General features: G+C 37.2%; 26 protein-coding genes, 1 pseudogene and 1 riboswitch. Of the genes and pseudogenes, 17 read left to right on the forward strand and 10 right to left on the reverse strand.

Annotation, left to right across the window (positions count from 1 at the left end; all coding sequences use genetic code 11):
* Positions 1-231 precede the first annotated feature (231 nt).
* From ACFOUV_RS10740 to ACFOUV_RS10750, 3 genes and pseudogenes are all read left to right on the forward strand, one after another.
* Complete coding sequence (locus ACFOUV_RS10740; RefSeq protein ID WP_379496770.1) at positions 232-1,395, forward strand: zinc ribbon domain-containing protein; 1,164 nt, start codon at positions 232-234, stop codon at positions 1,393-1,395.
* Positions 1,380-2,570: a S1C family serine protease gene (locus ACFOUV_RS10745; RefSeq protein WP_379496771.1), complete on the forward strand. Its 1,191-nt coding sequence runs from the start codon at positions 1,380-1,382 to the stop codon at positions 2,568-2,570. The genes ACFOUV_RS10740 and ACFOUV_RS10745 overlap by 16 nt, the downstream gene beginning before the upstream one ends.
* A gap of 170 nt (positions 2,571-2,740) precedes the next feature.
* Positions 2,741-2,824 (forward strand): annotated as a pseudogene (locus ACFOUV_RS10750) (YjcZ family sporulation protein); the annotation flags it as partial.
* 50 nt (positions 2,825-2,874) lie between these two features.
* On the opposite strand, the gene ACFOUV_RS10755 reads toward ACFOUV_RS10750, so the two are convergent.
* Positions 2,875-4,239 (reverse strand): TrkH family potassium uptake protein, encoded by a 1,365-nt coding sequence (locus ACFOUV_RS10755; protein ID WP_379496772.1) that lies wholly within the window; start codon positions 4,237-4,239, stop codon positions 2,875-2,877.
* A gap of 42 nt (positions 4,240-4,281) precedes the next feature.
* Positions 4,282-4,689, reverse strand: coding sequence for a YwpF-like family protein (locus ACFOUV_RS10760; protein WP_379496773.1), 408 nt, complete (start codon positions 4,687-4,689; stop codon positions 4,282-4,284).
* Between the two features lie 159 nt (positions 4,690-4,848).
* On the opposite strand from ACFOUV_RS10760, the gene ACFOUV_RS10765 reads away from it, so the two are divergent.
* The 3 genes from ACFOUV_RS10765 to nfsA all read left to right on the forward strand — a co-directional run bounded on the left by ACFOUV_RS10765 (position 4,849) and on the right by nfsA (position 6,783).
* Entirely contained in the window at positions 4,849-5,166 is a 318-nt protein-coding gene (locus tag ACFOUV_RS10765) for a hypothetical protein (protein ID WP_379496774.1), read from the forward strand.
* A 122-nt stretch (positions 5,167-5,288) separates the two neighbouring features.
* Complete coding sequence (locus ACFOUV_RS10770; RefSeq protein ID WP_379496775.1) at positions 5,289-6,011, forward strand: hypothetical protein; 723 nt, start codon at positions 5,289-5,291, stop codon at positions 6,009-6,011.
* A 22-nt stretch (positions 6,012-6,033) separates the two neighbouring features.
* Positions 6,034-6,783 carry an oxygen-insensitive NADPH nitroreductase gene (nfsA, locus tag ACFOUV_RS10775; RefSeq protein ID WP_379496776.1) on the forward strand — a complete coding sequence of 250 codons (750 nt, stop codon included), beginning with the start codon at positions 6,034-6,036 and terminating at the stop codon, positions 6,781-6,783.
* A 37-nt stretch (positions 6,784-6,820) separates the two neighbouring features.
* Here nfsA and ACFOUV_RS10780 read toward each other — a convergent pair whose 3' ends face one another.
* Positions 6,821-7,060, reverse strand: coding sequence for a hypothetical protein (locus ACFOUV_RS10780; RefSeq protein WP_379496777.1), 240 nt, complete (start codon positions 7,058-7,060; stop codon positions 6,821-6,823).
* A 378-nt stretch (positions 7,061-7,438) separates the two neighbouring features.
* Here ACFOUV_RS10780 and ACFOUV_RS10785 point away from each other — a divergent pair, with 378 nt between their 5' ends.
* The 8 genes from ACFOUV_RS10785 (at position 7,439) to ACFOUV_RS10820 (ending at position 12,458) form a co-directional block, all read left to right on the forward strand.
* Positions 7,439-7,642 carry a DUF1657 domain-containing protein gene (locus ACFOUV_RS10785; protein WP_379496778.1) on the forward strand — a complete coding sequence of 68 codons (204 nt, stop codon included), beginning with the start codon at positions 7,439-7,441 and terminating at the stop codon, positions 7,640-7,642.
* 92 nt (positions 7,643-7,734) lie between these two features.
* Positions 7,735-8,199 (forward strand): hypothetical protein, encoded by a 465-nt coding sequence (locus ACFOUV_RS10790; protein WP_379496779.1) that lies wholly within the window; start codon positions 7,735-7,737, stop codon positions 8,197-8,199.
* A 19-nt stretch (positions 8,200-8,218) separates the two neighbouring features.
* Entirely contained in the window at positions 8,219-8,698 is a 480-nt protein-coding gene (spoVAC, locus tag ACFOUV_RS10795; protein ID WP_379496780.1) for a stage V sporulation protein AC, read from the forward strand.
* Positions 8,699-9,715, forward strand: a complete 1,017-nt coding sequence (spoVAD, locus tag ACFOUV_RS10800; RefSeq protein WP_379496781.1) for a stage V sporulation protein AD — start codon at positions 8,699-8,701, stop codon at positions 9,713-9,715.
* A complete protein-coding gene (gene spoVAE / locus ACFOUV_RS10805) occupies positions 9,712-10,062 on the forward strand; it encodes a stage V sporulation protein AE (protein ID WP_379496782.1) in 351 nt (116 codons plus the stop codon). The genes spoVAD and spoVAE overlap by 4 nt, the downstream gene beginning before the upstream one ends.
* Before the next feature lie 15 nt (positions 10,063-10,077).
* Positions 10,078-10,278 (forward strand): DUF1657 domain-containing protein, encoded by a 201-nt coding sequence (locus ACFOUV_RS10810; protein ID WP_379496783.1) that lies wholly within the window; start codon positions 10,078-10,080, stop codon positions 10,276-10,278.
* 15 nt (positions 10,279-10,293) lie between these two features.
* Positions 10,294-11,151 carry a DUF421 domain-containing protein gene (locus tag ACFOUV_RS10815; protein WP_379496784.1) on the forward strand — a complete coding sequence of 286 codons (858 nt, stop codon included), beginning with the start codon at positions 10,294-10,296 and terminating at the stop codon, positions 11,149-11,151.
* A 77-nt stretch (positions 11,152-11,228) separates the two neighbouring features.
* Complete coding sequence (locus ACFOUV_RS10820; protein WP_379496785.1) at positions 11,229-12,458, forward strand: dicarboxylate/amino acid:cation symporter; 1,230 nt, start codon at positions 11,229-11,231, stop codon at positions 12,456-12,458.
* A gap of 64 nt (positions 12,459-12,522) precedes the next feature.
* On the opposite strand, the gene ACFOUV_RS10825 is transcribed toward ACFOUV_RS10820, so the two are convergent.
* The 5 genes from ACFOUV_RS10825 to ACFOUV_RS10845 form a co-directional block, all read right to left on the reverse strand.
* The gene (locus tag ACFOUV_RS10825) at positions 12,523-13,500 is read right to left on the reverse strand and encodes a zinc-binding dehydrogenase (RefSeq protein WP_379496786.1); all 978 of its coding nucleotides are present in this window, start codon (positions 13,498-13,500) and stop codon (positions 12,523-12,525) included.
* Positions 13,501-13,505: 5 nt separating this feature from the next.
* Positions 13,506-14,438, reverse strand: coding sequence for an ArsA family ATPase (locus ACFOUV_RS10830; protein WP_379496787.1), 933 nt, complete (start codon positions 14,436-14,438; stop codon positions 13,506-13,508).
* A gap of 26 nt (positions 14,439-14,464) precedes the next feature.
* Positions 14,465-14,722 (reverse strand): cory-CC-star protein, encoded by a 258-nt coding sequence (locus ACFOUV_RS10835; RefSeq protein WP_379496788.1) that lies wholly within the window; start codon positions 14,720-14,722, stop codon positions 14,465-14,467.
* A 73-nt stretch (positions 14,723-14,795) separates the two neighbouring features.
* Positions 14,796-16,532, reverse strand: coding sequence for a carbon starvation CstA family protein (locus ACFOUV_RS10840; protein WP_379496789.1), 1,737 nt, complete (start codon positions 16,530-16,532; stop codon positions 14,796-14,798).
* 204 nt (positions 16,533-16,736) lie between these two features.
* Positions 16,737-18,152 (reverse strand): hypothetical protein, encoded by a 1,416-nt coding sequence (locus tag ACFOUV_RS10845; protein WP_379496790.1) that lies wholly within the window; start codon positions 18,150-18,152, stop codon positions 16,737-16,739.
* A gap of 138 nt (positions 18,153-18,290) precedes the next feature.
* Here ACFOUV_RS10845 and ACFOUV_RS10850 point away from each other — a divergent pair, with 138 nt between their 5' ends.
* Positions 18,291-18,641, forward strand: a complete 351-nt coding sequence (locus ACFOUV_RS10850) for a general stress protein (RefSeq protein WP_379496791.1) — start codon at positions 18,291-18,293, stop codon at positions 18,639-18,641.
* A gap of 1,015 nt (positions 18,642-19,656) precedes the next feature.
* Here the strand turns inward: ACFOUV_RS10850 and thiT are convergent.
* Complete coding sequence (thiT, locus tag ACFOUV_RS10855) at positions 19,657-20,226, reverse strand: energy-coupled thiamine transporter ThiT (protein WP_379496792.1); 570 nt, start codon at positions 20,224-20,226, stop codon at positions 19,657-19,659.
* 92 nt (positions 20,227-20,318) lie between these two features.
* Positions 20,319-20,420, reverse strand: a riboswitch (TPP riboswitch).
* 263 nt (positions 20,421-20,683) lie between these two features.
* Between thiT and ACFOUV_RS10860 the strand changes: the two genes are divergently transcribed.
* Together ACFOUV_RS10860 and ACFOUV_RS10865 are read left to right on the forward strand one after the other, a co-directional pair.
* Positions 20,684-21,220, forward strand: coding sequence for a YceI family protein (locus ACFOUV_RS10860; RefSeq protein WP_379496793.1), 537 nt, complete (start codon positions 20,684-20,686; stop codon positions 21,218-21,220).
* Positions 21,221-21,310: 90 nt separating this feature from the next.
* On the forward strand, positions 21,311-21,673 hold the full coding sequence (locus tag ACFOUV_RS10865) for a thiol-disulfide oxidoreductase DCC family protein (protein ID WP_379496794.1): 363 nt from the start codon (positions 21,311-21,313) through the stop codon (positions 21,671-21,673).
* On the opposite strand, the gene ACFOUV_RS10870 is transcribed toward ACFOUV_RS10865, so the two are convergent.
* Complete coding sequence (locus tag ACFOUV_RS10870; RefSeq protein ID WP_379496795.1) at positions 21,654-22,523, reverse strand: VanW family protein; 870 nt, start codon at positions 22,521-22,523, stop codon at positions 21,654-21,656. The genes ACFOUV_RS10865 and ACFOUV_RS10870 overlap by 20 nt on opposite strands.
* Between the last annotated feature and the right edge of the window lie 274 nt (positions 22,524-22,797).

The raw sequence follows: 22,797 nt of genomic DNA on the forward strand, positions 1-22,797 counted from the left end.
CAAAGAAATGCTGCGGCGACTGTTTAGGGGCGTATGTGCTGGACTGAACCGCAGGAGATAAAGGAAACACGGTAAGCGTAAGCGAACCGATGTTGACTTATCGCACGGAGGTCTCAGGAAGCGCAATAGCCCCTGGTCGCCGAAGCTGGACAAAGAAATGCTGCGGCGACTGTTTAGGGGCGTATGTGCTGGACTGAGCTGCGGGAGAACAAATTGGTTTTGGAGGTAAGTATGATGATTCACTGCCCTTATTGCGGAATAAGCGTAAAGGAAGAAGAACAGTATTGTATTAAATGTGGAAAACGACTACCTAAAGACATAATGGATCGTATATATAACAAGAAAAAAGTGAATAAATTCTGGTATCTACCACTAATAACTGCAGTATTAATTGCTACTTCTGGTGGCGTTTTTCATTTATTTCTAAAAAGTGAATCAGCTGATGCAAAAGACCTCTACATGCAGGGGGAACAACAACTAGTAGATGGTAACTATAAAGAAGCCAGAGACTTATTTTCGCAGGCTTTGGACAAGCACAGCCATTTCACAGCGGCAACAACTTCAATGGAATTCGTGGAATTGGCTATAAACATTGATAACTCCCTAGATAAAGCAAGACAATTTGAAAAAGAGCAGAATTTTCAACAAGCTGCCTCTTTAACATCTGAGGCTTCAGCAACTTTAAAAAATTATGATGGTGCAGCTGTCGACCACATCATCAAAGAAATTGAAGGTCTTCGAAGCAATATAAAAGTGGATGAGCTAAACTACAAGTTAGAACAAGATCCGGCAATTGAGGAGTTAAAACTAATGCTTTGGGATGCAGAATCTGTCAACCATGATGAGGCAGAAGTAATTACCCAAAACATCCGTAATCAGATTATAGATTTTTATTTCTCAAAAGCCAGTGAACAACTTAACCAAAAACAGTTTAATGATGCCCAGCTATTAGTTGAAGATGGGTTGAAATATGCTCCACAATCAGAAAAACTAGAAAGTCTTCAAACAACAATTGATAAAGAAAAATCAGCGTTTGAAACAGCACAACAACAAAGAATTGAACAAGCAATTAATAGCGCAGTCGAAGAACACGAACTAAACGAGAATGATGCTATAAATCTCGTATCTTCAAGTTTGGAAAATAACGATCAAGGTAATCTCGTCGTGAATGGAGAAGTACAAAGTGTTGCCACTGTGCCAATCACTTCTGTTGTTGTGGAATATTCGATTCTCTCTGAAAGTGGTATGGAAGTGCTTTCCAATGAAGTCGTCACCTATCCGGATACACTGTATCCGGATGAAGTCGGGAAATTTGAGTTTACACATTTTGATTTGGACACCGAACCAAAAAATCTCACATTGGAAGTAAACAAAATATCTTGGTATACAGAATAGTAAATACAACTTATTTCAGTAAAGAGGTGTTCATCATAAGAAATAAACGATATCCCCCTATAATTATAGCTCTCATATTAGTATTGATTGGTATTATTGTAGCCTTACAAATCTATGATAATTGGAATTCCGAAGATATAACCATAAATAATCCTGTTGTTAATGAAGTAGCAACCGACAATACTTCCTTGGATCTTAAATCAATAATTCACAAGGCGGAAAAAAATGTCGTTCAAATCGAAGGCCAAAATGAGGTCAGTAAGATAACTGGATCTGGTTTTCTTTATAATGAAAAGGGCGATATTATCACGAACGCCCATGTTATACAAGATGCAGAAGCCATTCACGTAAGAACAGCAAATGCTCAAATTTATCCAGCAGCTGTGATTGGGATTAGTGAGGATGTCGATATCGCTGTAATAAGAGTCCCACAGCTCGCTGGACTTTCTCCCCTTCCGATTGCTGAAGAAACAAATGCAGAAATAGGAGATGAAGTAATTGCCTTAGGAAGTCCACATGGCTTTCAAAATACGGTCACACTAGGGATTATTTCAGGTACGGAGCGTAATTTTTCTGTTGATCGCTTTGATTATTCAAATGTTTATCAGATATCCGCCCAGATATCACAAGGAAATAGTGGAGGGCCTCTCATTAAAAGAGAAACGGGTGAGATGATCGGAATTAACTCTGTTGGCACCCAGGACGGGACAATCGGTTTCAGTATCCCCATTGTTGAGGTGTTCGACCAGGTAACCAAATGGTCAAATGAAGCACAGAATGATCAATTGGATTTTTCAAGCGTTACAGATATCATTGGTTTCTCTGATCCCGATCAGGTAATAGAGGGAGCAGAATATTTAACTACCTATTTCCTTGAGAACCTGTCTATCAGGGATTATGTTGGAGCGTATACGTTACTCGGCAGCTCACTGCAGTTGGAATTAAGCTATCAGGAATTTAGAAATGAATATATCAATATTATAAATCTTGATTTTTCCGAACTAAGCAGTACAATGCTGGAAAACAACCACATTGAAACAATTGTAGAAGTTACGATTGAATCGAATGTCCCGAATGAACAGGATACGATAAAAGAAACTTTTCAATTTGAGTTTGTTATTGGGTATGAAAACGATCAGTTGAAAATTCTTGATTATTCCGGCCCCGAAAGTTGATCACGCTTGAACGGCCTGTGCGAATGTTGAGTTGTTTACAATTATATTTTCTAGTTAAAATGTCTATACACATTATCACCAGATGCATACAGTATTAATGTACCATCGGGAGGTGAAAAAGCATGGGCTATGGATCTGGCGGATACGACTGTGGAAACTACGGCGGTTACAGCGGTGGTGGATACAACAACTTTGCATTAATTGTTGTGCTTTTTATCCTACTAATTATTGTAGGAGCAGCATTTTACTGCTAACAAAACAGGCTTGTGCTATAAATATAGCACAAGCCGTTTTTAATTAACACTTATCCAATAATAATTTTTTCCTTTGGATAATGGTAATTTCGTTTTTCTTTCTTCCCTTTAAATATGAGCAAGAATGTTATGATACCGACCCTACCTATAAACATAAGGAACATGAGCAACATTTTACTCACCGTCGTTAAATCCCCCGTTATACCGAGAGAAAGCCCCACGGTCCCAAAGGCAGAAGTTACTTCAAACAAAACTTGTCCCAAAGAGAACGGTTCAATCACCTTTATGAATAGTACAGAACTAAATACCAAAAAGATTCCAACTAATGTTACTGCAACTGCTTTTGCTAAATCTTCCTCGTAGATTTCCCGATTAAAAATACGAATACTTTTACCTCCACGAATATATGTAAAAACATAAATTGCCGCTAGTGCAAATGTAGTGGTACGAATCCCTCCACCAGCACTGCTCGGAGATGCTCCAATAAACATTAGAAATGACATAAACAACTGATTAGGTTCAGAAAGTAAGCTAACATCCATGGTGGATAGACCGCCACTTCTCGTTGTTACCGATTGAAATAAAGCATAAAAAAAAGATTCATGCCATGATTTGTCCGCAAAAAAAGCATTCATATCTAAGAGGTAAATGCCCATCGTACCCACCACGATTAAAATAAGAAATGTGGATGTTGTTACTTTTGTAAACAAAGTAAATCGAAATAAACTACGTGATTTATTCTTCATAAACAGATATTCCTTTACTTCAATCAGCACCGGAAAACCAATTGCTCCAAAGATAATTAGCAGTATATTGATAAATTGGACAAAGTAATCATCCCGAAAAGGAATAAGTGATGCACCGGTAATATCAAATCCCCCATTCGTTATTGCACTGATTGTACCAAAAAAGCCATGTAAATAGGCTTCACCTGCTGTCGGAAAATATTGTAGAAAATATGTTCCCAAAATAAGAAAACCAATCAACTCAATAACCAATAGTACATAGACAATACCCTTTACTAAACGAACCATCCCTTCAAAACTGGTCTGATTCTGATCTGTCATAATGAGACTTCTTTCTTTCAGCCCTATTTTTTTCCCTAGTAAAAGCCAGATTAACGTACCCATCGCCATAATTCCAACTGCGCCCAATTGCATGATTAGTGCGAGCAATATGATTCCTGTTGTACTTAACGATTCTGCAATTGAAATGGTACTCAAGCCTGTTACACTGATTGCACTTACTGCTGTGAATAATATATCAATAAAAGGAATTTCCACTCCATCCTGATGTGCTACTGGCAAAGCAAGAATGATGGTGGAAAAAAGAACGGCTAAGAGGTAGAAAGACAGTAACATTTGAACTGGTGTTAATTTATTAATCCATCGGTATTTCGCGTAATACAATTTCATATTATTGCTCCTAGCTACTAGAATATTCCGTTTCTATCATTATTAAGCCAATTCTTTAAACTTTTCAAGTAGTTCCTTCCCCTGGAAGCCTTGATTTATTAAATCGGTCAACAAATCTTCAACGATGTTTTTTCTTCTGTCAATAATTTTCCCCATAAACAATACATTCATATCGTCACCAATTTCATTTACACCAAGTACTCTTGTAATAAATGTAGCTGGCTCATTGCTCTCTTTTGTTATCGTAGCCTGTACCATAATTTCATCCTGTTTTTCATATAGCTTACTGAAATACTCGAAGTTTGATTTCTCTATATATGCTTCAATAATCCATTGACTATTGTCGTCTTCTCTATTTATGATGAGTCCATCAAGCAACGTAATATTATTCTGCTCGATTTCCTCGTTGTGATCTAGTATTTCCAATTTCTTTAACTTAAAAGTTTTCAAAGTATTCCCCTCGTTCCTCTATATATTTCAGCTAACTAGAGTGTACCAAAAAAAGAAATAATTTAATATGAATCTTTTCTATTTTATCCTTCAAAATGTTTAGTACTTATTTACCCAGGGTATTTATTAGCAAATAATAAAAAAACTGGAGGTGTTCGTATGGATATAATTGAATCCTATAAAATTCAACTCAACGATACGTTGCATATGAAAGAAATCATGGATCTCCATCAGCTTGCTTCCGACTGTAAAGCTAATATTTATTTATACCGTAAACATATGATAGCAGATGCAGAAAATCTTCCCAAACTATTATCCTTTTTTTTAACTACTAAGAGAGAAGAAACTTTTACAATAATTAATGATAGGGATCCAGAAGAACAAAATAATCTAACTAATTTTCTCCAACAAAAACCTGTACATGTGTTGCTAAAAGTTGATTATAATACAAGTCAAAACGAGTCTTTTGTAATCTAAAACTATATTTTTAACGACAGAGATCGATGAGGTCTCTTTTTATTTTGTAAAAAAATGAAAATGTCCTCCAAATTATTGTATAATTAGATGTATTCACAAAAAAATAATTTGGAGACTTATGTATGATTAAAAAACTTATACTGATTAGTGCACTCCTGCTTATTACAGGGTGCTCGAATTCTTCATCAAAAGTCATTGAAAAATTGGATACGAATTTAAATGAACCAAACCAACAACCGACGCTTTTTGAGCAACGGAAGGAAGAAAAAGTTGAACAGTTTATCGAATTTCCCCTAGAAGATGAACAAGTTCTCATTAATTTAGAAATGGTTCCTATCCTGAGAGAATATCTCAATGGAGTTAAAAGTCGCACTGATTCCATAAGTGAAATGAAATTGGAAAAGTTGCCATTGGATAATCATCAAATTTATCTGCTTGAGTTTTCCTGCTTTCATGACGCTTGTTCCTATTTAATATTTAATCAAACTGGTGAAAATCCTGCTTACTTAGTTGCGGATTTAGCTAAGTCAACAAATTTATTAATATCCCCGGACCAATCTAAAGTCGCACTGCAGTTTAGTCGTTTAAACGGACAGAACATGCAATTAAATAACCTTGTTGTAATTGATTTAACGAATTGGCAAGTTCTCTCTTTGGAAAATGAAACAAGTGATGCTAATATCTTAAATTATACATGGCCATATGTTACAGTTGAATGGATCGATGAACAAAAATTGACAATAAGTACACCAGATGTACTTGAACCAACCTACCAGCATCTTTCAGAGTGGTATGGAACAAATACTAAAATACGATTCGATACGACTTTATCTGTTGCGAACTAAAATAAGGAGGGCCTTCAGAGCAATGAACCAAGTTATTCATACGTTACTTAATCACCGTTCTATACGAAAATTCACAGATCGAAAGCTTTCTCAGGAACAAATTCATACAATTGTAAAATCAGCACAGCAAGCTTCCACCTCTAGTAATGTTATGGCATATTCTATTATTGGAGTAACAGATCAAAATTTAAAAAACGAGCTTTATAAAGTGTCCGGACATACTCATGTTAAAAATAATGCACATATGCTTTTATTTTGTGGAGATTTGCATCGCATAAATCGACTCGCTAATACCGAGGATAACCAACAAACCATTGACAACAATTTAGAGAGTACCGAACAATTAATAGTCGCAACCATCGATGCAGCTCTTGCAGCCCAGAATGCCGCTATTGCTGCGGAATCAATGGGGCTAGGTATTTGTTATATTGGAAGCCTCCGAAATGATATTAAACGGGTAAATGAACTGCTAGAGCTTCCGGGTCATGTTATTCCATTATTTGGACTCGTTATAGGCTATCCAGATCATAATCCTGAAATCAAACCGAGACTTCCAATCGATTCCATTTATCATGAAAATAAATACAAACCATTTGCTGAACAGGAACAATTTATTGAAGCATATGATAATGAAATGAGAAGCTATTATGGAAATCGCTCTTCTAATACAAAATTAGATACTTGGACAGACCAAATGATTCGCAAATTCAGTACACCAACACGCATGGATGTAACCCCATTTGTAAAAAGTAAAAATCTGAATAAAAGATAATCAAAACCGGCGCATATTGTAAATATGTGCCGGTTTATTATTGAAATAACAATTCTTCATCATGATCTATGTGTATTAGGTTTCCATTCGCTTTAAATGTCGCATTAATATAGATATTAGTATCACCAGCTTCGGGAAAAGGCAATATTTCTGTTGGCTGATAATAAATATCTCCACTCTCCAATTCCTGTGAAATAAAACGATCACCTTCTGTAAAATTATGAATCGTATTAGTAAAAGATACAGATACTAATGGTAATTGATGTTCAATCAACATTCTGTCTTCACCAATAAATTGGAGCGAACACTGTACTTGAATGCCCTGATTTGATTCCTCAATCCTTATGTGCAGTAAAAAGTCTTCTACTTTACTTAACGTAGACGTTGCAGTTACAACGGTCCTCTGTCCCCCTACATCAAAAAAAATACTGTACCCAACAAAAATTAGAAATAAAATAAAAACAGATCCGCCCACTTTTAATTTGATATTTTCCCCTCCCCCACTTTTTAATCACTATCTGTATGACGAAATCATTTTAAAAAAGTTTCATATTTACCATATATTTATTTTTATTACAATTAATGGTAGTTGTTATACAGTATATTTACCTCTTTTTTCTGCAAAATAATCAATGTATTTATGAGGAGGGATGAAATGACCGTAGCCACTCAAGTCAAACAAACGATAGCAGGATTAAAAAGTGCTCAGGCAAGTTTCGAACAATTCGCACTCGAAACTGAAAATAAACAAGCTAAACAACTATACCAAGATGCTGCACAACAAACAATGGCAATACTAAACAACGTTGAACCAAGAGTTACCCAAATAGAACAAGAAGAACCACAATACAAACAATAATTAAAAATGAAGGCAACCAGTTAGGTGCAGGTGAAGGGGGCAGATTTTTAATGCCCCTTACATACCTTAAATGATAGAGATGGGTGTGAGATATGCGAAAAACCACAATGATTTTTTACTGTTGTATTGCTCTTATCTTGACCGCTTGTGGTAATGAACCACCAACGGAACAAGGTCAAATAAATAATGATTCCATTGATATTACAAAAATTTCTAATAATAAACTAGTGAGTCAGCAACCATCGAACAAAGCGAAAGATATTTTAAGCGATCATGAAGAAATTACTGCCGTAAAAGCTGTGAATACGGAGGACACCCTATTTGTTGCAATTGAAGTTGAACATCATGAACGATTTACACTGTCACAGCTCGAAAAGAAATACAAAAAAGAAATGAAAGATAAATATAAAGACTTGAAGGTCGAATTTTCAACCGACAAAAAGATTGTTATTGAACTGAATAAGCTTGAGCAGGACATCAATAATAACAATATCTCAAAAAAAGAAATGGAGAAAAAATTTAAACAGCTTGTTAAATTGGCAAAGGAACAGACCTAAAAGAAAGAGTGAGTACGCTATGGCTGATCAGAAAAAGAAAAACTTACCACCCGAGGCACAGAAATACCAGGACTTTCAAACAAAAAGGGAAGTAAAAAGACCCTTGCTGAAAAACTGCATAAAAGCTTTTTTAGTTGGCGGGATCATATGCTTTATTGGACAAATTATTACCACATTTTATATATACAATTTCAATTTCACTGAACAAACAGCCGGCAACCCTACAGTGGCAACACTTATTTTCATTACCATGCTTTTAACAGGTTTTGGTGTTTATGACCGTATCGGCCAGTTTGCTGGAGCAGGTTCGGCAGTTCCTGTAACAGGGTTTGGGAATGCCGTCATAGCATCCGCAATAGAATATCGTACAGAGGGATTTGTACTTGGAGTTGGTGGAAATATGCTTAAATTAGCGGGTCCCGTTATTGTGTATGGTGTATTTTCAGCTTTCGTAGTTGCTTTAATAAAAACAATTCTAGTTCAATGGGGTGGCTTATAAATGCTAGCAGGACATCAAACTTGGATATTTAATAAAAAGCCAGTTATTCTAACCACTGGTACTGTCGGTGGTCCCTTTGAAGCTAATGGTAATATCCCAGAAGCATTCGATACACTACATGATGATATGTGGTTGAAACAAGCTTCTTTTGAAAAGGCCCAGCAGAAGATGATGGAAGAAGCTTGTCAAATAGCTATTAAAAAAAGTGCGATTGAAAAAGAACAAGTAGAATTTTTTATTAGTGGGGACCTAATTAATCAAATCACTCCGACTAGTTTTGCGGCAAGCACAATGGGTCTTCCCTATTTCGGATTATTTAGTGCTTGTGCCACCTCTATGGAGAGTCTAGCTTTATCTGCTGCTATTATTAATGGGGATGGTGCTAATTATATATTAAGTGGTTCTTCCAGTCACAATGCTGCCACAGAAAAGCAATTTCGTTATCCTACTGAGTATGGTGGCCAGAAACCTCCAACCTCCCAGTGGACTGTAACTGGTGCTGGTTGTGCATTGGTAGCAAAAGAAGGTGTTGGTCCAAAAATAACTTCAGCTACCATAGGAAAAGTTGTCGATATGGGTATGACTGACCCTTTCAATATGGGTGGCGCAATGGCTGCTGCAGCTGCTGATACAATCGAAATTCATTTAAGAGAAAGAAATGTTGATCCCTCTTACTATGATCTAATTATAACCGGAGACCTCGGTCATATCGGCAGAGAGGTCTCATTGGATTATATGCATAAGCAAAATATTCCGATAGACGAAAAAAAATATGTGGATTGCGGACTTACGATATATCGAGAAGGTCAACCAGTTCTTGCAGGTGCAAGTGGTTCTGCTTGTTCTGCAGTAGTAACTTATGGGCACTTTCTCAAGCAAATGGCGCAAGGCGAAATTAAGAAAATACTAGTAGTTGCCACTGGATCATTACATTCCACATTAAGTGTACAGCAAACTGATCCTATACCGTGCATCGCACATGCTGTATCAATTGAATCAGGAAGTGATACGATATGATATTTTTCTGGGCATTCGTCGTAGGGGGACTTATTTGTGTTATCGGCCAGATTATGTTTGATGTTTTCAAACTGTCCCCCGCACATACATTGACTATTTTAGTTGTCAGTGGCGCCATACTCGATGGATTTGGCTTGTATGAACCCCTTATTGACTTTGCAGGTGCTGGCGCCACCGTACCGATTACAAGCTTCGGAAATTCACTTGTTCATGGTGCAATGCAGGAAGCAGAGAAACATGGGATTATTGGAGTGGTGACTGGGATGTTTGAAGTTACAAGTTCCGGTATTTCTTCCGCTATTATTTTTGGTGTAATAGGCGCCTTAATTTTCAAACCAAAAGGATAAATGGAGTTGATTTGTATGACTGTCGGGTCACAGGTTAAAGGATGTTATTCATCGATTAAAAGTATAGAAGCAAGTCTCGATATTTTAACAAACAAAGCACAGGAAGTAGATTCAAAACAAGCATTTGAAAATGTTGGACAAATTATTGAAGAAATTAAGAATGACCTTCAAAAACAAGTGGTAGAGCTTTCAAAAGAAGAGCCCCAATATAAATAGAGAGGAAGATTTGCTGTGCCGGAATGGATTCATGTTGTACTCAGATCCTTAACATTAATAGCCTTGTTATTTTTCCTCATCAAATGGCTGGGTACAAAGCAACTATCACAATTAAATATTTTTGAGACTATATCCGGAATTGTCCTGGGTGGCATTGCCGCCATTCACACAATAGATCCGAATACAAATTTCAGCTATGCCCTTATAGCTATGGTCATTTGGTTCGTTATTCCTTTCGGAGTGGAAAAAATATCGTTAAAAAGTAAAGCATTTCGGGATTTTACAGAAGGAAAAAGCACCGTGTTTATTCAGGATGGGAAAATTATGGAAGATAATTTGAAGAAAGAAGGATATTCGACAGATGACCTTCTGGAAAAACTTCGTGATAATAATGTATTTCTTGCGTCAGATGTTGAGTTTGCTGTCCTTGAACCATCCGGTACATTAAGCGTACTGCCTAAACGGGAAAATCGTCCACTTACTGCGAAAGATTTAGGCATCAAGCTTGCCTCTGCAAAGGAACCGCAAACAGTCATAATGGATGGTAATGTATTACTGGAACCATTAGCAAACCTATCTCTGAATCCGAACTGGTTGGAAACGGAGCTTGATAAAATGAACGTCAGTATTGAAAATGTCTTTCTGGCACAGGCAGATAGTGATGGCCAGCTGACTATTGACTTATATGATGACATGATTGCAGTTCCTGAACCGACAGAAAAGCCATTACTTCTGGCAACGATGAAGAAGTGCCAAGCTGATTTGGAACTATTTGCTCTTTCTACTGAAAATCCACAATCAAAGGGTATGTACCAACGAAATAGCAAAAGAATGCAAAATGCCATTGATTCGGTGTCCCCTTATTTAAGTTAATTTTCTTTTTTATCATTCACCTTTCGTGTACTATAATAGAGTCATTATAAATTAAACACGAAAAGGACTGAATACATGTGAAAGAAAAATTAAAAGCATATCGATTTCCTATTATTCTTCTCTCATCCATTATTATTGGCTCCGTGATTGGCCTTATCTTTGGTGAAGAGGCAACCGTTATCAAACCGTTAGGCGATATCTTTATTAATCTGCTATTTATGATTGTTGTACCACTGGTTTTCTTTACCATTTCTTCAGCTATTGCCAGCATGAACAGTATGAAAAGACTTGGGAAAATCATGGGATCCATGATGACCGTATTTATTGTCACAGCTATTATATCTTCCGTATTTATGTTAGTAGCAACGGTGATTTTCCAACCTGGATCAGGAGTTGATATTCCATTGACTACTCCTGAGGAAGTCGAGGAGGTTAGTCTTGGAGACCAGCTTGTAAATACATTTACAGTTCCTGATTTTGTGGATTTATTTTCCAAATCTAACATGCTCGCATTAATAATTTTTTCGGTATTGGTAGGTGTTGCAACGGGCTTAACTGGTGAACAAGGTCGGCCATTTGCACGATTTTTGACGAGTGCTTCCGAAGTATTCATGAAAATTATTCAGCTTATTATGTATTACGCACCAATTGGACTAGGAGCTTATTTTGCATCATTAATTGGTGAATTTGGAACAGCGCTTATCGGTGATTATGCAAAAGCCATAATCATTTATTATCCGGTTGCTGTTTTATACTTTGCAATCGGTTTTACATTGTATGCATTTATAGCTGGTGGAAAAGAAGGTGTTACCCGCTTTTGGAAAAATATTCTCTCTCCTGCCGCTACCTCGCTTGGGACGGGCAGTAGTGTAGCATCTCTTCCTGTCAATTTACAAGCAGCAAAAAGAATTGGAGTTCCAAAAGACATTCGGGAAACCGTGTTACCACTTGGAGCAACGATTCATATGGATGGTTCCTGCCTCTCTGCAATGTTGAAAATTGCTTTTGTATTCGGGGTATTCAATATGGATTTCAGTGGAATCGACACATTTTTAACAGCTATCGTTGTATGTTTATTGTCTGGAATCGTAATGAGTGGTGTTCCTGGTGGAGGCTTTATTGGTGAATTGATGATTGTTACATTATATGGTTTACCAATTGAAGCATTGCCGATTATCTCTGCGATTGGGGTTGTCGTAGACCCACCTGCAACAATGGTTAACGCAACAGGTGATACGGTATCCAGTATGCTTGTTACCAGGCAGGTTGAAGGTAAAGATTGGATGAAAACAACTGAAGTTAACTAACTGGTAACGTAAGGTCTAGATTTTGGTAATAGCAAGAGCCAGCAGATATCTGCTGGCTCTTCCCTTATATTCGAAGTGCAACCTTCCCAAATTGCGCTCCTTCTTTTAAATAATCCATCGCCGCTTGTGTATCATCAAGTGAAAAGATCTTGTCGACAACCGGCTTCATATTGAAATTAACAACATGATCCAAAGCAGCCTGTAGTTCCTGTCTGCTCCCCATTGTACTACCAATCAATTGATACTGCCCATAGAAAAAGCGACGTAAATCGAAGTCTACGTGATCATCTGTAGTGGCGCCAAAGATGACGATACGTCCACCTTTCTTTAATACATCCAAGGATCGATTGAATGTCGCCTCTCCAACACTATCAATTACAAGATCCACTGTTTCATTCGCTAATGCTTCTTCCCAGTTACTATTCGTATCAAGAACTACATCCGCTCCTAGTTCTCTCGCCTTATTTCGTTTATCTTCACTGCGAGAAGTAACGATAACCCGGGCCCCTACATTTTTAGCAAAAGAAATTAAATACGATGCAACTCCACTTCCAGCCCCAGGTATAAATATAGTCTCTCCCCTTTTAATTTGACCTTTCGTAAAAAGAGCACGATAACCGGTTAATGCTGCAAGAGCAAATACACCAGCTTCATCCCAGGTAAAGTTTTCCGGTTTTCTCTCCACTTGTTCCTCAGACAAAGCTATTTTTTCAGCAAAGGTACCATTTCCTGGCATTCCTAATATATCAAAACCTTTTGGAGGAGCATCACTATTTTCGTACCAGCGAAGCGCAGGATTAATAATTACCTCGTCACCTACGTTAAATCGGGTAGCACCTTGCCCAACGGATTCAATAACGCCTGCTCCGTCTGAACCTAGAATTAGTGCTTCTTTATCATTACCTCTTCGATTTGGAATAGACAAGTCCCTTCTATTCAGTCCTGCAGCACGTATCGCCACAACAACCTCCTGTTTCCCTGCAGATGGCTCGTCCATTTCTTTTACTTCTAATTTACCATTTTCCAGTACAAATGCTTTCATTTTCTTCATCCTTTCGTGTAATACTTACTCATATATTCCAATTCCTGTTTACTAGTAATATCCCCAGAAAATAGAGGCACATAAATTAGCTCTTGCTCCCTAAATGTTTCTTCAATCATTACGACATATCTTTTTTCATGGACCTTTCTCTTTTCGAAGAATTCTCCAACCGCATCTTCTGGCAATAGTTTATTTACAATTAAAGTTTTAACATGTAAATGATATTTATCAAGTAATTCAATTGCTTTTTTTGTTTCTAATATCGGCAGCCTCTCTGGATTCAATACGAAAATAAAACCTGTTTGATGATGATCAAGAAGTACTTCTCTAGCCCTGGAGAACTTTTCCTGTCTTTCTTTTAAAACATCATAAATAGGATCTTCTATCGGTTCACCGTCATTTAATAATTGCGTGTAATTTTCATTGGTTTTCTGCCTCTTCTGCAAAAGCCCCTCTATCCAGATACCCATTAATTCAGGAAGCGTCAAGAGTCTAATCGTATGACCTGTTGGAGCAGTATCAAATATAAGTCTATCAAAATTACTTCGCTCTTCCAAAATAATAGCTATTAATTTATCAAATAAAGCAGCCTCATCTGCACCGGGTGATGCTTTTGCAGTATCCAACTGGCGATGTACTTCCTCCATCATACTAGAATGTACAATTCCCTTGATATTTTCTTTTACACCATTAATATATTTTTCCGTTTCCGTATCAGGGTCGATTTCAAGAGCGAACAGATTATCGGCTACTTGCTTCGTCTTTCCACCAATATTTTGATCAAATATATCTCCAATATTATGTGCCGGATCTGTTGAGATTAATAATGTCTTAAGGCCATTCTGGGCAGATTTCCAAGCTATTGCTGCAGCAGTAGTAGACTTACCCACGCCTCCCTTACCACCTATAAAAAGAATCTTTTTATCTATATCTTGCATTATTTTTAATTCCTTTCCAGATTCACTTAACAGCAGCGAATCCCTGTCATTGGGGACTTTTCCATTCCCATACGTAAATGCCAATCGTGGAAGTTTTCTATCATATATGGATATAATTCAAGTGTATAATAATATACTGGATTTGGAATACCAATCATTTCGGAATAGAGTAACAAAAGGAAGAAATCATCTTCATCCCTCAGTTCTCTAGCTACTTCCTGACGATGCGGCATACTTAATACTTCCTCATAAAATGCGATTAGCTGCTTTAGTCTAGCCAACATATTTTCTCTCACCTTCTCTATCAGACTATGTAGAGAAGGGGCCATCAACTACATGACCCCTCCCATTTCCTATTTATTTATCTTTATCAAGTGGGTCTTCATACTTCTTTGTTAGCGCCGAGAACGCTGTTAGACTAATCCAAATTGCAAATACGAATATGATTGCTCCGAGAACGAATAATAGTGTACTGGAGTTATTCCCAAACCACGACCATTCGAATATGACCTGCTGGAACATTGCATACATAGTCATAAACATTAGGAAGATCATCGGGATTAACGCAACTGCATAATTTCTTCCTAATCGTTTAAGCCAAATTGCAATTAACATTAAACTGATTCCTGCAAGTAACTGATTCGCAGTACCAAAGAGTGGCCAAATTAAGTATCCACCAGAGCCAAAGCCATTTGGCCCTTCCGGTATTAATACAAGTGCCGCACTAGAAACAACTGCAATCGTTGTTGCTACATGTGTTTTAGTAAGCGCAGGCACTTTGTATTCCACTCCTAGTTCAGCAATAATATAGCGCATTAAACGAACAGATGTATCAAGTGTCGTAGCCGCAAAGCTAACAACAATAATTGAAACGATTGTTGTAGCTATGTCTGGCGGAATAGCAATTCCTTCTGCCAACTTTGCTGCGCCTTCTACAAAAGTGCCAAGCCCAACAGCATTTGCTTGTGTGAAGCTTGAGTATGTTGCCATAAATGCATCTGTGTTGGCAAAAAACGTTGCTACAGCAATTATAGATACCAAAGCTAAGATACCTTCACCAACAGCTCCAAAATATCCAACAAATCTGGCATCCGTTTCTTTATCCAACTGTTTGGAAGTTGTACCTGATGATACTAATCCGTGGAATCCAGAAATCGCACCACAGGCAATGGTTATAAATAAAAGTGGGAGCCAATTCCGATCTGGGTTTTCATTTACTAATGGAGCTGTCATTTCAGGATTCAAAAAAATTAAACCTAAATATAAAATCGCAAGTCCTACGACAAGCTGATGGGAGTTAATGAAATCCCTTGGTTGAAGCAGCTTCCATACCGGCAGTGTTGATGCTATATATACATAGACCATTAAAATTACAATCCAAATTAAAAATGCAGTGGATACCGCACCTAACCCAAATAGACCTGCAGCCTCCTCACCGCCCATATACTGCACCAAATTAATTTGTAAAAACTCAAACCTACTCGCAAAGATTGCAGTAATATACATGATTGCCAAGGCAATCAAAGAAGGAATGAGCATCTTCGTATTACGTTTATAGGCAGCATATCCAATCCAGATTGCCAATGGAATCTGAATAAATACTGGAATGACACTTGCTGGATAATTAATGAATAAATTAGAAATAACCCATGCAAAAACAGCATTTACCATTAGTACTAATATTAAAATAATAAATAAAAACAATACTTTTGCTCGATTTCCAATTAATTTATCAGCTATTGTACCAACCGACTGCCCTTTATTCCTAACAGACAATGCAAGTGTTCCAAAGTCATGAACACCAGCAGCGAAGACTGTTCCTAATATTACCCAAAGAAAAGCTGGCAGCCATCCCCAATACACAGCTATAGCAGGTCCAAGTATCGGCGCTGCTCCTGCAACTGAAGTAAAATGATGTCCCCATAATACAAATTTGTTCGTTGGCACAAAATCGACACCATCTTTGTACTTATGAGCGGGTGTTACATAATTTGGATCAAGTCGAAAGATTTTTTCTGCTACAAATTTTGAATAATAGCGATAACCTAATGCAAAAACGACCATTCCAATCAGCGCTACCAAAATACCACTCATTTTTACTACCCCCTCTTATTTAATGGAATTATAATTTCTCTTACAAGCTATGTGAAAACGCTTTAATTTAGTACAATTACATTTTATCTATTGTTTATAAAAAAGTAAAACATTAAGAATTTTGGAATAACAATTAATTCATTAAGTATAAAAAAAAGAAAAGACAAGTCTTTTCTTTTTTTACATTTAATCTATTTTTTTAGTTTAGAGAAAAAATACAGCAATAAGCGTTGCAATAATTAAACCTGATATTACTGGAAGAAAATTCTTTCTTACTAAATCCATAACCGATACACCACAGAAACCTGCTATTGCAATCAAGGATGACCAGGCAACTATGGTACCTCCACCTGTCCAGATAGCCCCCATTTGACCAATTGCAGCAAGGGTTGCAGCATCAATAGATGTTGTTTCCAATGAAGCAGCAAGTGCGCCGGTAAGTGGTAATCCGGAAAAACCAGAGCCATCAAGCCCCGTAATAATACCAATAATTAGTACACTTAAAGCTGCAAGCAATGCACTTTGTGGCAAGTAGTCCTGCGTGGATGCAACGAGATCAAATAATAATGCAGGTCCCTCTTCTACCCCTAAAATAATTCCAGAGAAATCAGGACTCCCTAAAAAGAAGAAGCCAGCAATTGGAATTACAGGTCCCATTGCTTTAAATGCAAATACAAATCCATCTGTTATGTGATTCGTAACATAATCCAGAGCATGATGTTTACCAAAAGCGATGGTGGAAAGTAATAATAAGATAACTGCAACACCACCGACAAATGCTGCTCCATCTCCTCCAACCAGACCACTGTCTCCAGAAAAGAGTTTACTGTACATCATAAAAATCACGACACCAAGTAAGGAGATAGGGACAGCAATTGCAAAGACTTTGCTCCAAGTATTAAGATGAGCCGTTCGTACTTTATTTTTTGAACCTTCAGCAGTTTGGAGCTTTTGTAGTTCGATTTCATTTAGAGGATCATTTATTGAACGAATCGATTTCCGATAGAATAGATAGGCTAAAAGAATAGCCACCCCTCCGGCAATCAAGGATAGTACCAATGCTTTATCAGCAACAGAACCAACATCGATGCCAGCCGATGCAGCAGACAAGCTCGGGGCAACCTGAACAATATAATCTGATGACAGCGCCATTCCTTGTCCGGCTATTGCAATCGCAACTGCTGCGGTCATTGCTGGTAATCCTGCTCTTACTGCTGCAGGTACAAGCAATGCACAAATCAATGGAACTGCTGGTGTCGGCCAGAAAAACAAGGAAATAACATACGTTACAGTGATTAGGACAAAAAAGGACACATGCCCATTTACCATCATCTTTTGAATAGGTTGAATCATTCTGACATCTGCCCCTAAATCACGTAGCGAATGCAAGAGGGCCAGCATAAACGTGATGATTAAAAAGATACTGAATAATTCTTGAGCAGCAACTAAATTCGCATTAAATATTGCGGTAAAACCATCAATAATATTTCCTTTATATACAAAAGCGATTACGAATGTGCCAAGTAACGTTGGTAAAACAACTCCTTTGCGGAAGACCATTGTAACAATAATAATTAAAGTAAATAATCCATACAACAGATGGGGTATTGTTAAATCCATTCATCCTCTTCCTTTCTTCGATTGTGCTATAGCCTATGCATAATCGAAGAGAAACGCTACCAGATTCCAAATCACTATGATGTTTATTTCTATAATGAGCGGGAATAAAACAAGTAACAACAAAGGAGGAATTATTTTATGAAACCTTTTATTAGAGAATATATAAATGAAGAACAATTAAAAACGGATGTAAACAAACTACAAGCTCGCGGAGTAAAGAAGGGTGATATCTATCTACTCACACACGATGATGAGAGAACTGGCCGTTTAGCCGACGGATCAGAAACTAATACGATCGGTATGAAAGAAATGGATTTTAGTAGTGCTGTAGGAAATATGTTTAACAGCCAAGGGGACGAATTACGTACAAAACTAGAAGAAATGGGCTTCTCCAAAGCAGAGGCAGAGAATTACGAAGAGGACTTGGACGACGGAAAGATTCTGCTAATGGTTACTAATCATGACAACGTAGAAAACTTCATATTATAATGCCACAGGGATAACCTAATCAACAAGGTTGTCCCTTTCTCATGTATTCAAAAATAAGATACTCAACTTTCGCACCATTAAAATAAGTTCGAGCATTTAACTGGTTTAAATTTAGAATGTTTCTAATAATCCCCTTGCTAAACTTGATTAAAACAAGGCTGTTTTTCGTACTGTTTATAGCCTTTTAATCATCGCAGAGTTGAGATAAAATGCGAAGTAGGACAAGTAACTTCGGCGACCGCTCTGGTAAATATACTTCGCTTTCCGTGGGCGGCTGGTGAGCCCTCCTCGTGCTTCGCACTGCGGGGTCTCACCGATGCCTTTCCTCCCACAGGAGTCTTCGTATATTTACCAGAGCTAGTTTTAAGCTTGCAATTGATTAACACCTTAGTGATTGATATAAAAACCGGATCACACAGATTCAACAGTCCGGGTGAGCGGAGGGCGGTGACTCCTGCGGGAACAGCACGTGTCCGAAGACCCCGCAAAGTGGGTTTCTCGAGGAGGCTGAGGCCGTGCCCGCGGAAAGCATCCGTCCAGAGCGATCCCGGACGGCGGGAAAAGCACTTACTTATAGAAATCAAATCAACCAGCAGTTACTTCGTAGTTTATATAAAATCCGACGATAAAAGAGGGAAATTAACGAAAAGATCCTTGAATATAGATGTATCCAGACTGCACAGCGCAAACAGTTAATCCAAAGTCAACTTAAACAGTGTAGCTCCAGTCCTCCTAATTCTATCAAGGCTTATTTATCCATTTCATTCTGCGAAAGTTGAATAAGATAGAAAACAAGAATTGAAAGACTATTTCTTTTCTTTCCTATTCATACAGTCATTACATATTAACTTCCCATTTTCTTGAATACCATTAAAAAAACCACTCTCACAATATATATTTTTCTTACATGATGTACACGTCCCTATTAATTCACGCATATGATCAACCTCCAATAAATATAAGGTAACCTCATTGATTATGAGGTTACCTTATTGTGAGCGAATATACAATACTTCTAAGCTACGTTCAATAATGTTCTAGGTTGTTTATGGAACAAGAAGAACACAATAACCGTACATAAAATGAAGGATGGAACCATGTAAGAACCATTATAAATTAATGAATATAACCATGCAGGTTGTCCTTCAATTGCGGAGCCGAAGAATACGAGCCCTGCTACATAGTGAGCAATAAATCGTAATGTAGACCCCAATAATACCCCTAGCGTGATATAAGTAAGATATTTCTTTGTTTCACCTGACTTTACTGCCTGTTGAATTCGATTGGCAAAAATACCGGCAAAGCCTATGACTGTAAAGGCTAGCGCGTAATCAATAAATCCTTGTAATGGTGTTAAAATATATGCTGTTCCGGTTGCAACTTGTAATACTCCCCACAAAAACCCAGAAAGCAGACCACCTTTTAACCCCCAACGAAATGCAACTATAAATACAGGAATCATTGCAAAAGAAATCGACCCACCCTGAGCCCATATTTTAAATGATAATGGTAAGATATCCAAAAGTAATGCCAATGCAGTAAAAATGGATACTTCAACTAAGAATAAAATTCGTTTTGACCTCAACTGTATTACCTCCCTTTTAAATTTCCACGCAAAAAAGCAATGCCGAGGGGAAGCTTCCTGATGGGGGAATCCGCTCACATTGCTTTTTAATCCATCAAAAAAACCACCAATCCCTACGCTAGTACTAACTAACAGGTTCAAAGGGTCTGAACAAAATGTTCACTCTCAGCCAAATGGCTCCCCCTGTAGGCTTTTATTCTATATGCTTCATTTGTTATGTGTATTGTACCTTATTATCAAGAAAATAACAATCTCTTGTAATCCATAAAACGATAAAAATTATGTTTCAAATCGAAGAGTAAGGGAACATTAAAGTATTCCTACCTTTTATTAAATTAATTTAAACTTAATTCATTTATTTTTAATTAAAAACACTTGACTTTAAACACATATCAATTTATACTAGGTAACAGAAAGTAACTATCGGGTTACAGAAAATTATTTGGAGGGATTTATAATGACAAAAACAGTTTGGACAGTTGACCAAGTCCACAGTGAAGTTGGTTTCTCAGTAAAACACATGATGATTTCAAAAGCTAAAGGCACATTCGATTCATTTGATGCTGTAATTGAAGCAGACGTAGAAAATTTAACAGATTCTAAAGTAGAAGTAACTGTAGATACTGCAAGCGTGAATACACGTAATGAAGATCGCGATAATCATTTACGCTCAGGAGATTTCTTTGATTCAGAAAACTACCCTAAAATGACTTTCGTTGCTACAGATATCAAGAAAAAATCATCTCATGATTATGAAGTAAGTGGTGATTTAACAATTAAAGGGACTACTAAACCTGTTACGCTTGATGTTACATTTGAAGGTCAAAGCAAAGACCCAATGGGCGGAGCTACAGTAGCTGGTTTTAGTGGCAAAACATCCATTAACCGTAAAGATTTCGGCCTTACTTGGAACGCAGCAGTTGAAACTGGTGGCGTACTTGTTGGTGAAGATGTTAAAATCAACTTTGAGCTTGAGCTTCATAAACAAGCATAATAACCGACCATATTTAAAAGCTGTATTTCCTTTGTGAAATACAGCTTTTTGTATAGAATTGACTTATATTATTATTGGAGGTAATTCAATATGATTGTCTATTATGATAGTTACTGCAAAATCTGTACAAATTCTTCAACCATTTGGAAAAGGCTCGATTGGAGAAATAAGCTTACATTCGATTCATTTCGGAATATGAAAGATTATCCACTTGAAATGGAAAAGAGTCTTCATGTTAAATATAATAATCGATGGTACAAAGGGTATTCAGCAATAATTCAAATAGCTAAAATGCTCCCACTCTTATGGGTTCTCGTGCCATTCATGTATATTTTCAAGTTCATTGGACTCGGAAACATTATTTATAAACTGGTTTCTAATAATAGAAGACTTGTCCCTGTTAATCAGTGTGCAGACGGAGATTCGTGTCAAATCAATCCTCACTCCCGTTAAAGTACTCCACAGTATCTGAGGAGTGTACGGTGACATTCATTTGGCCATTCTCTGATTTGGCACGAATTAAAATCGGCTCGTTATACAGGTTCTTAAAAACAAAATCAGGGCCCCACCAGCTTACGGTTGCGTCCCTTCCTGGTGGAACATAGGGAACTCGTCTGCTATGGGCATATCTTTCCACTATTTGAACACCTTTTAGATCTACTGCATTATAAAGCGTGGAAGAAACCTGACAAATACCACCACCAATATCCTCGGAGAGTTCTCCCTTTACAATGACTGGCGCTTGTTTATACCCTCTTTCTGTTGTTCTTTCACCTACTACACCATTAAAGGAAAATGTTTCCCCCGGAAATACAACCGTGTTATTGATAGCTTCTGCAGCTAAAGCTATATTGTGAGATCTTTCTGAATTGCTTTGTTTATAGAAGGTGACATATCTCCCAAGCTCTTTCATACTAACTTCCCTTAAGAGTCCCTGATCTACTTTTGGATAAACAGAAGTTTTCGGAACTTTTAGTTTTCCTTTTTTATCACTATAATATAATTTTCTGAATAAACGATTGAATTCTCTCCTATCTAAAGTAACCCCCAATTTTTCCTTTATTATTGTACCGTCTTTATTAAATTGCGCATCCTGAGCTTCTTTATAGATGACTTCGTCCAGGCTGTCCATTAAATTTATTAGTTTATATTCATCAATTAAAGCGTGATCAATCAAATCTAATCCGTATTGTTGAATTTCTACGGTATCTAATGTGATTTCATTATTATTAATAATAACATTAGCATCTTCGGCATTCACCGAAAGGCTTGCTACCAGTAGAACTGACAAAAAAGTAAACACGCTCACACCTCCTATGGATAGTATGAAGCAAACCTGATAATTCCATTCTGGGGTAGAAAGAATTCGTTAATTCTACCCTAAAATAATAAACACCATCCAAAATGGATGGTGTTTATTATTTATCTGAAATCTCTATTGTCTTCTAAATAATCACTTGCAAGACGGTATCCTACGATAGATGCCAGTACAAGTATTAATCCATATAAAGTCTTTTTCATTAATTAGTTACCTCCTTAGTTCTGGAGCTTATTTATATTCAAATTTACTTCCAATT

The organism is Oceanobacillus longus, assembly GCF_042650085.1.
GTDB lineage: Bacteria > Bacillota > Bacilli > Bacillales > Amphibacillaceae > Oceanobacillus > Oceanobacillus longus.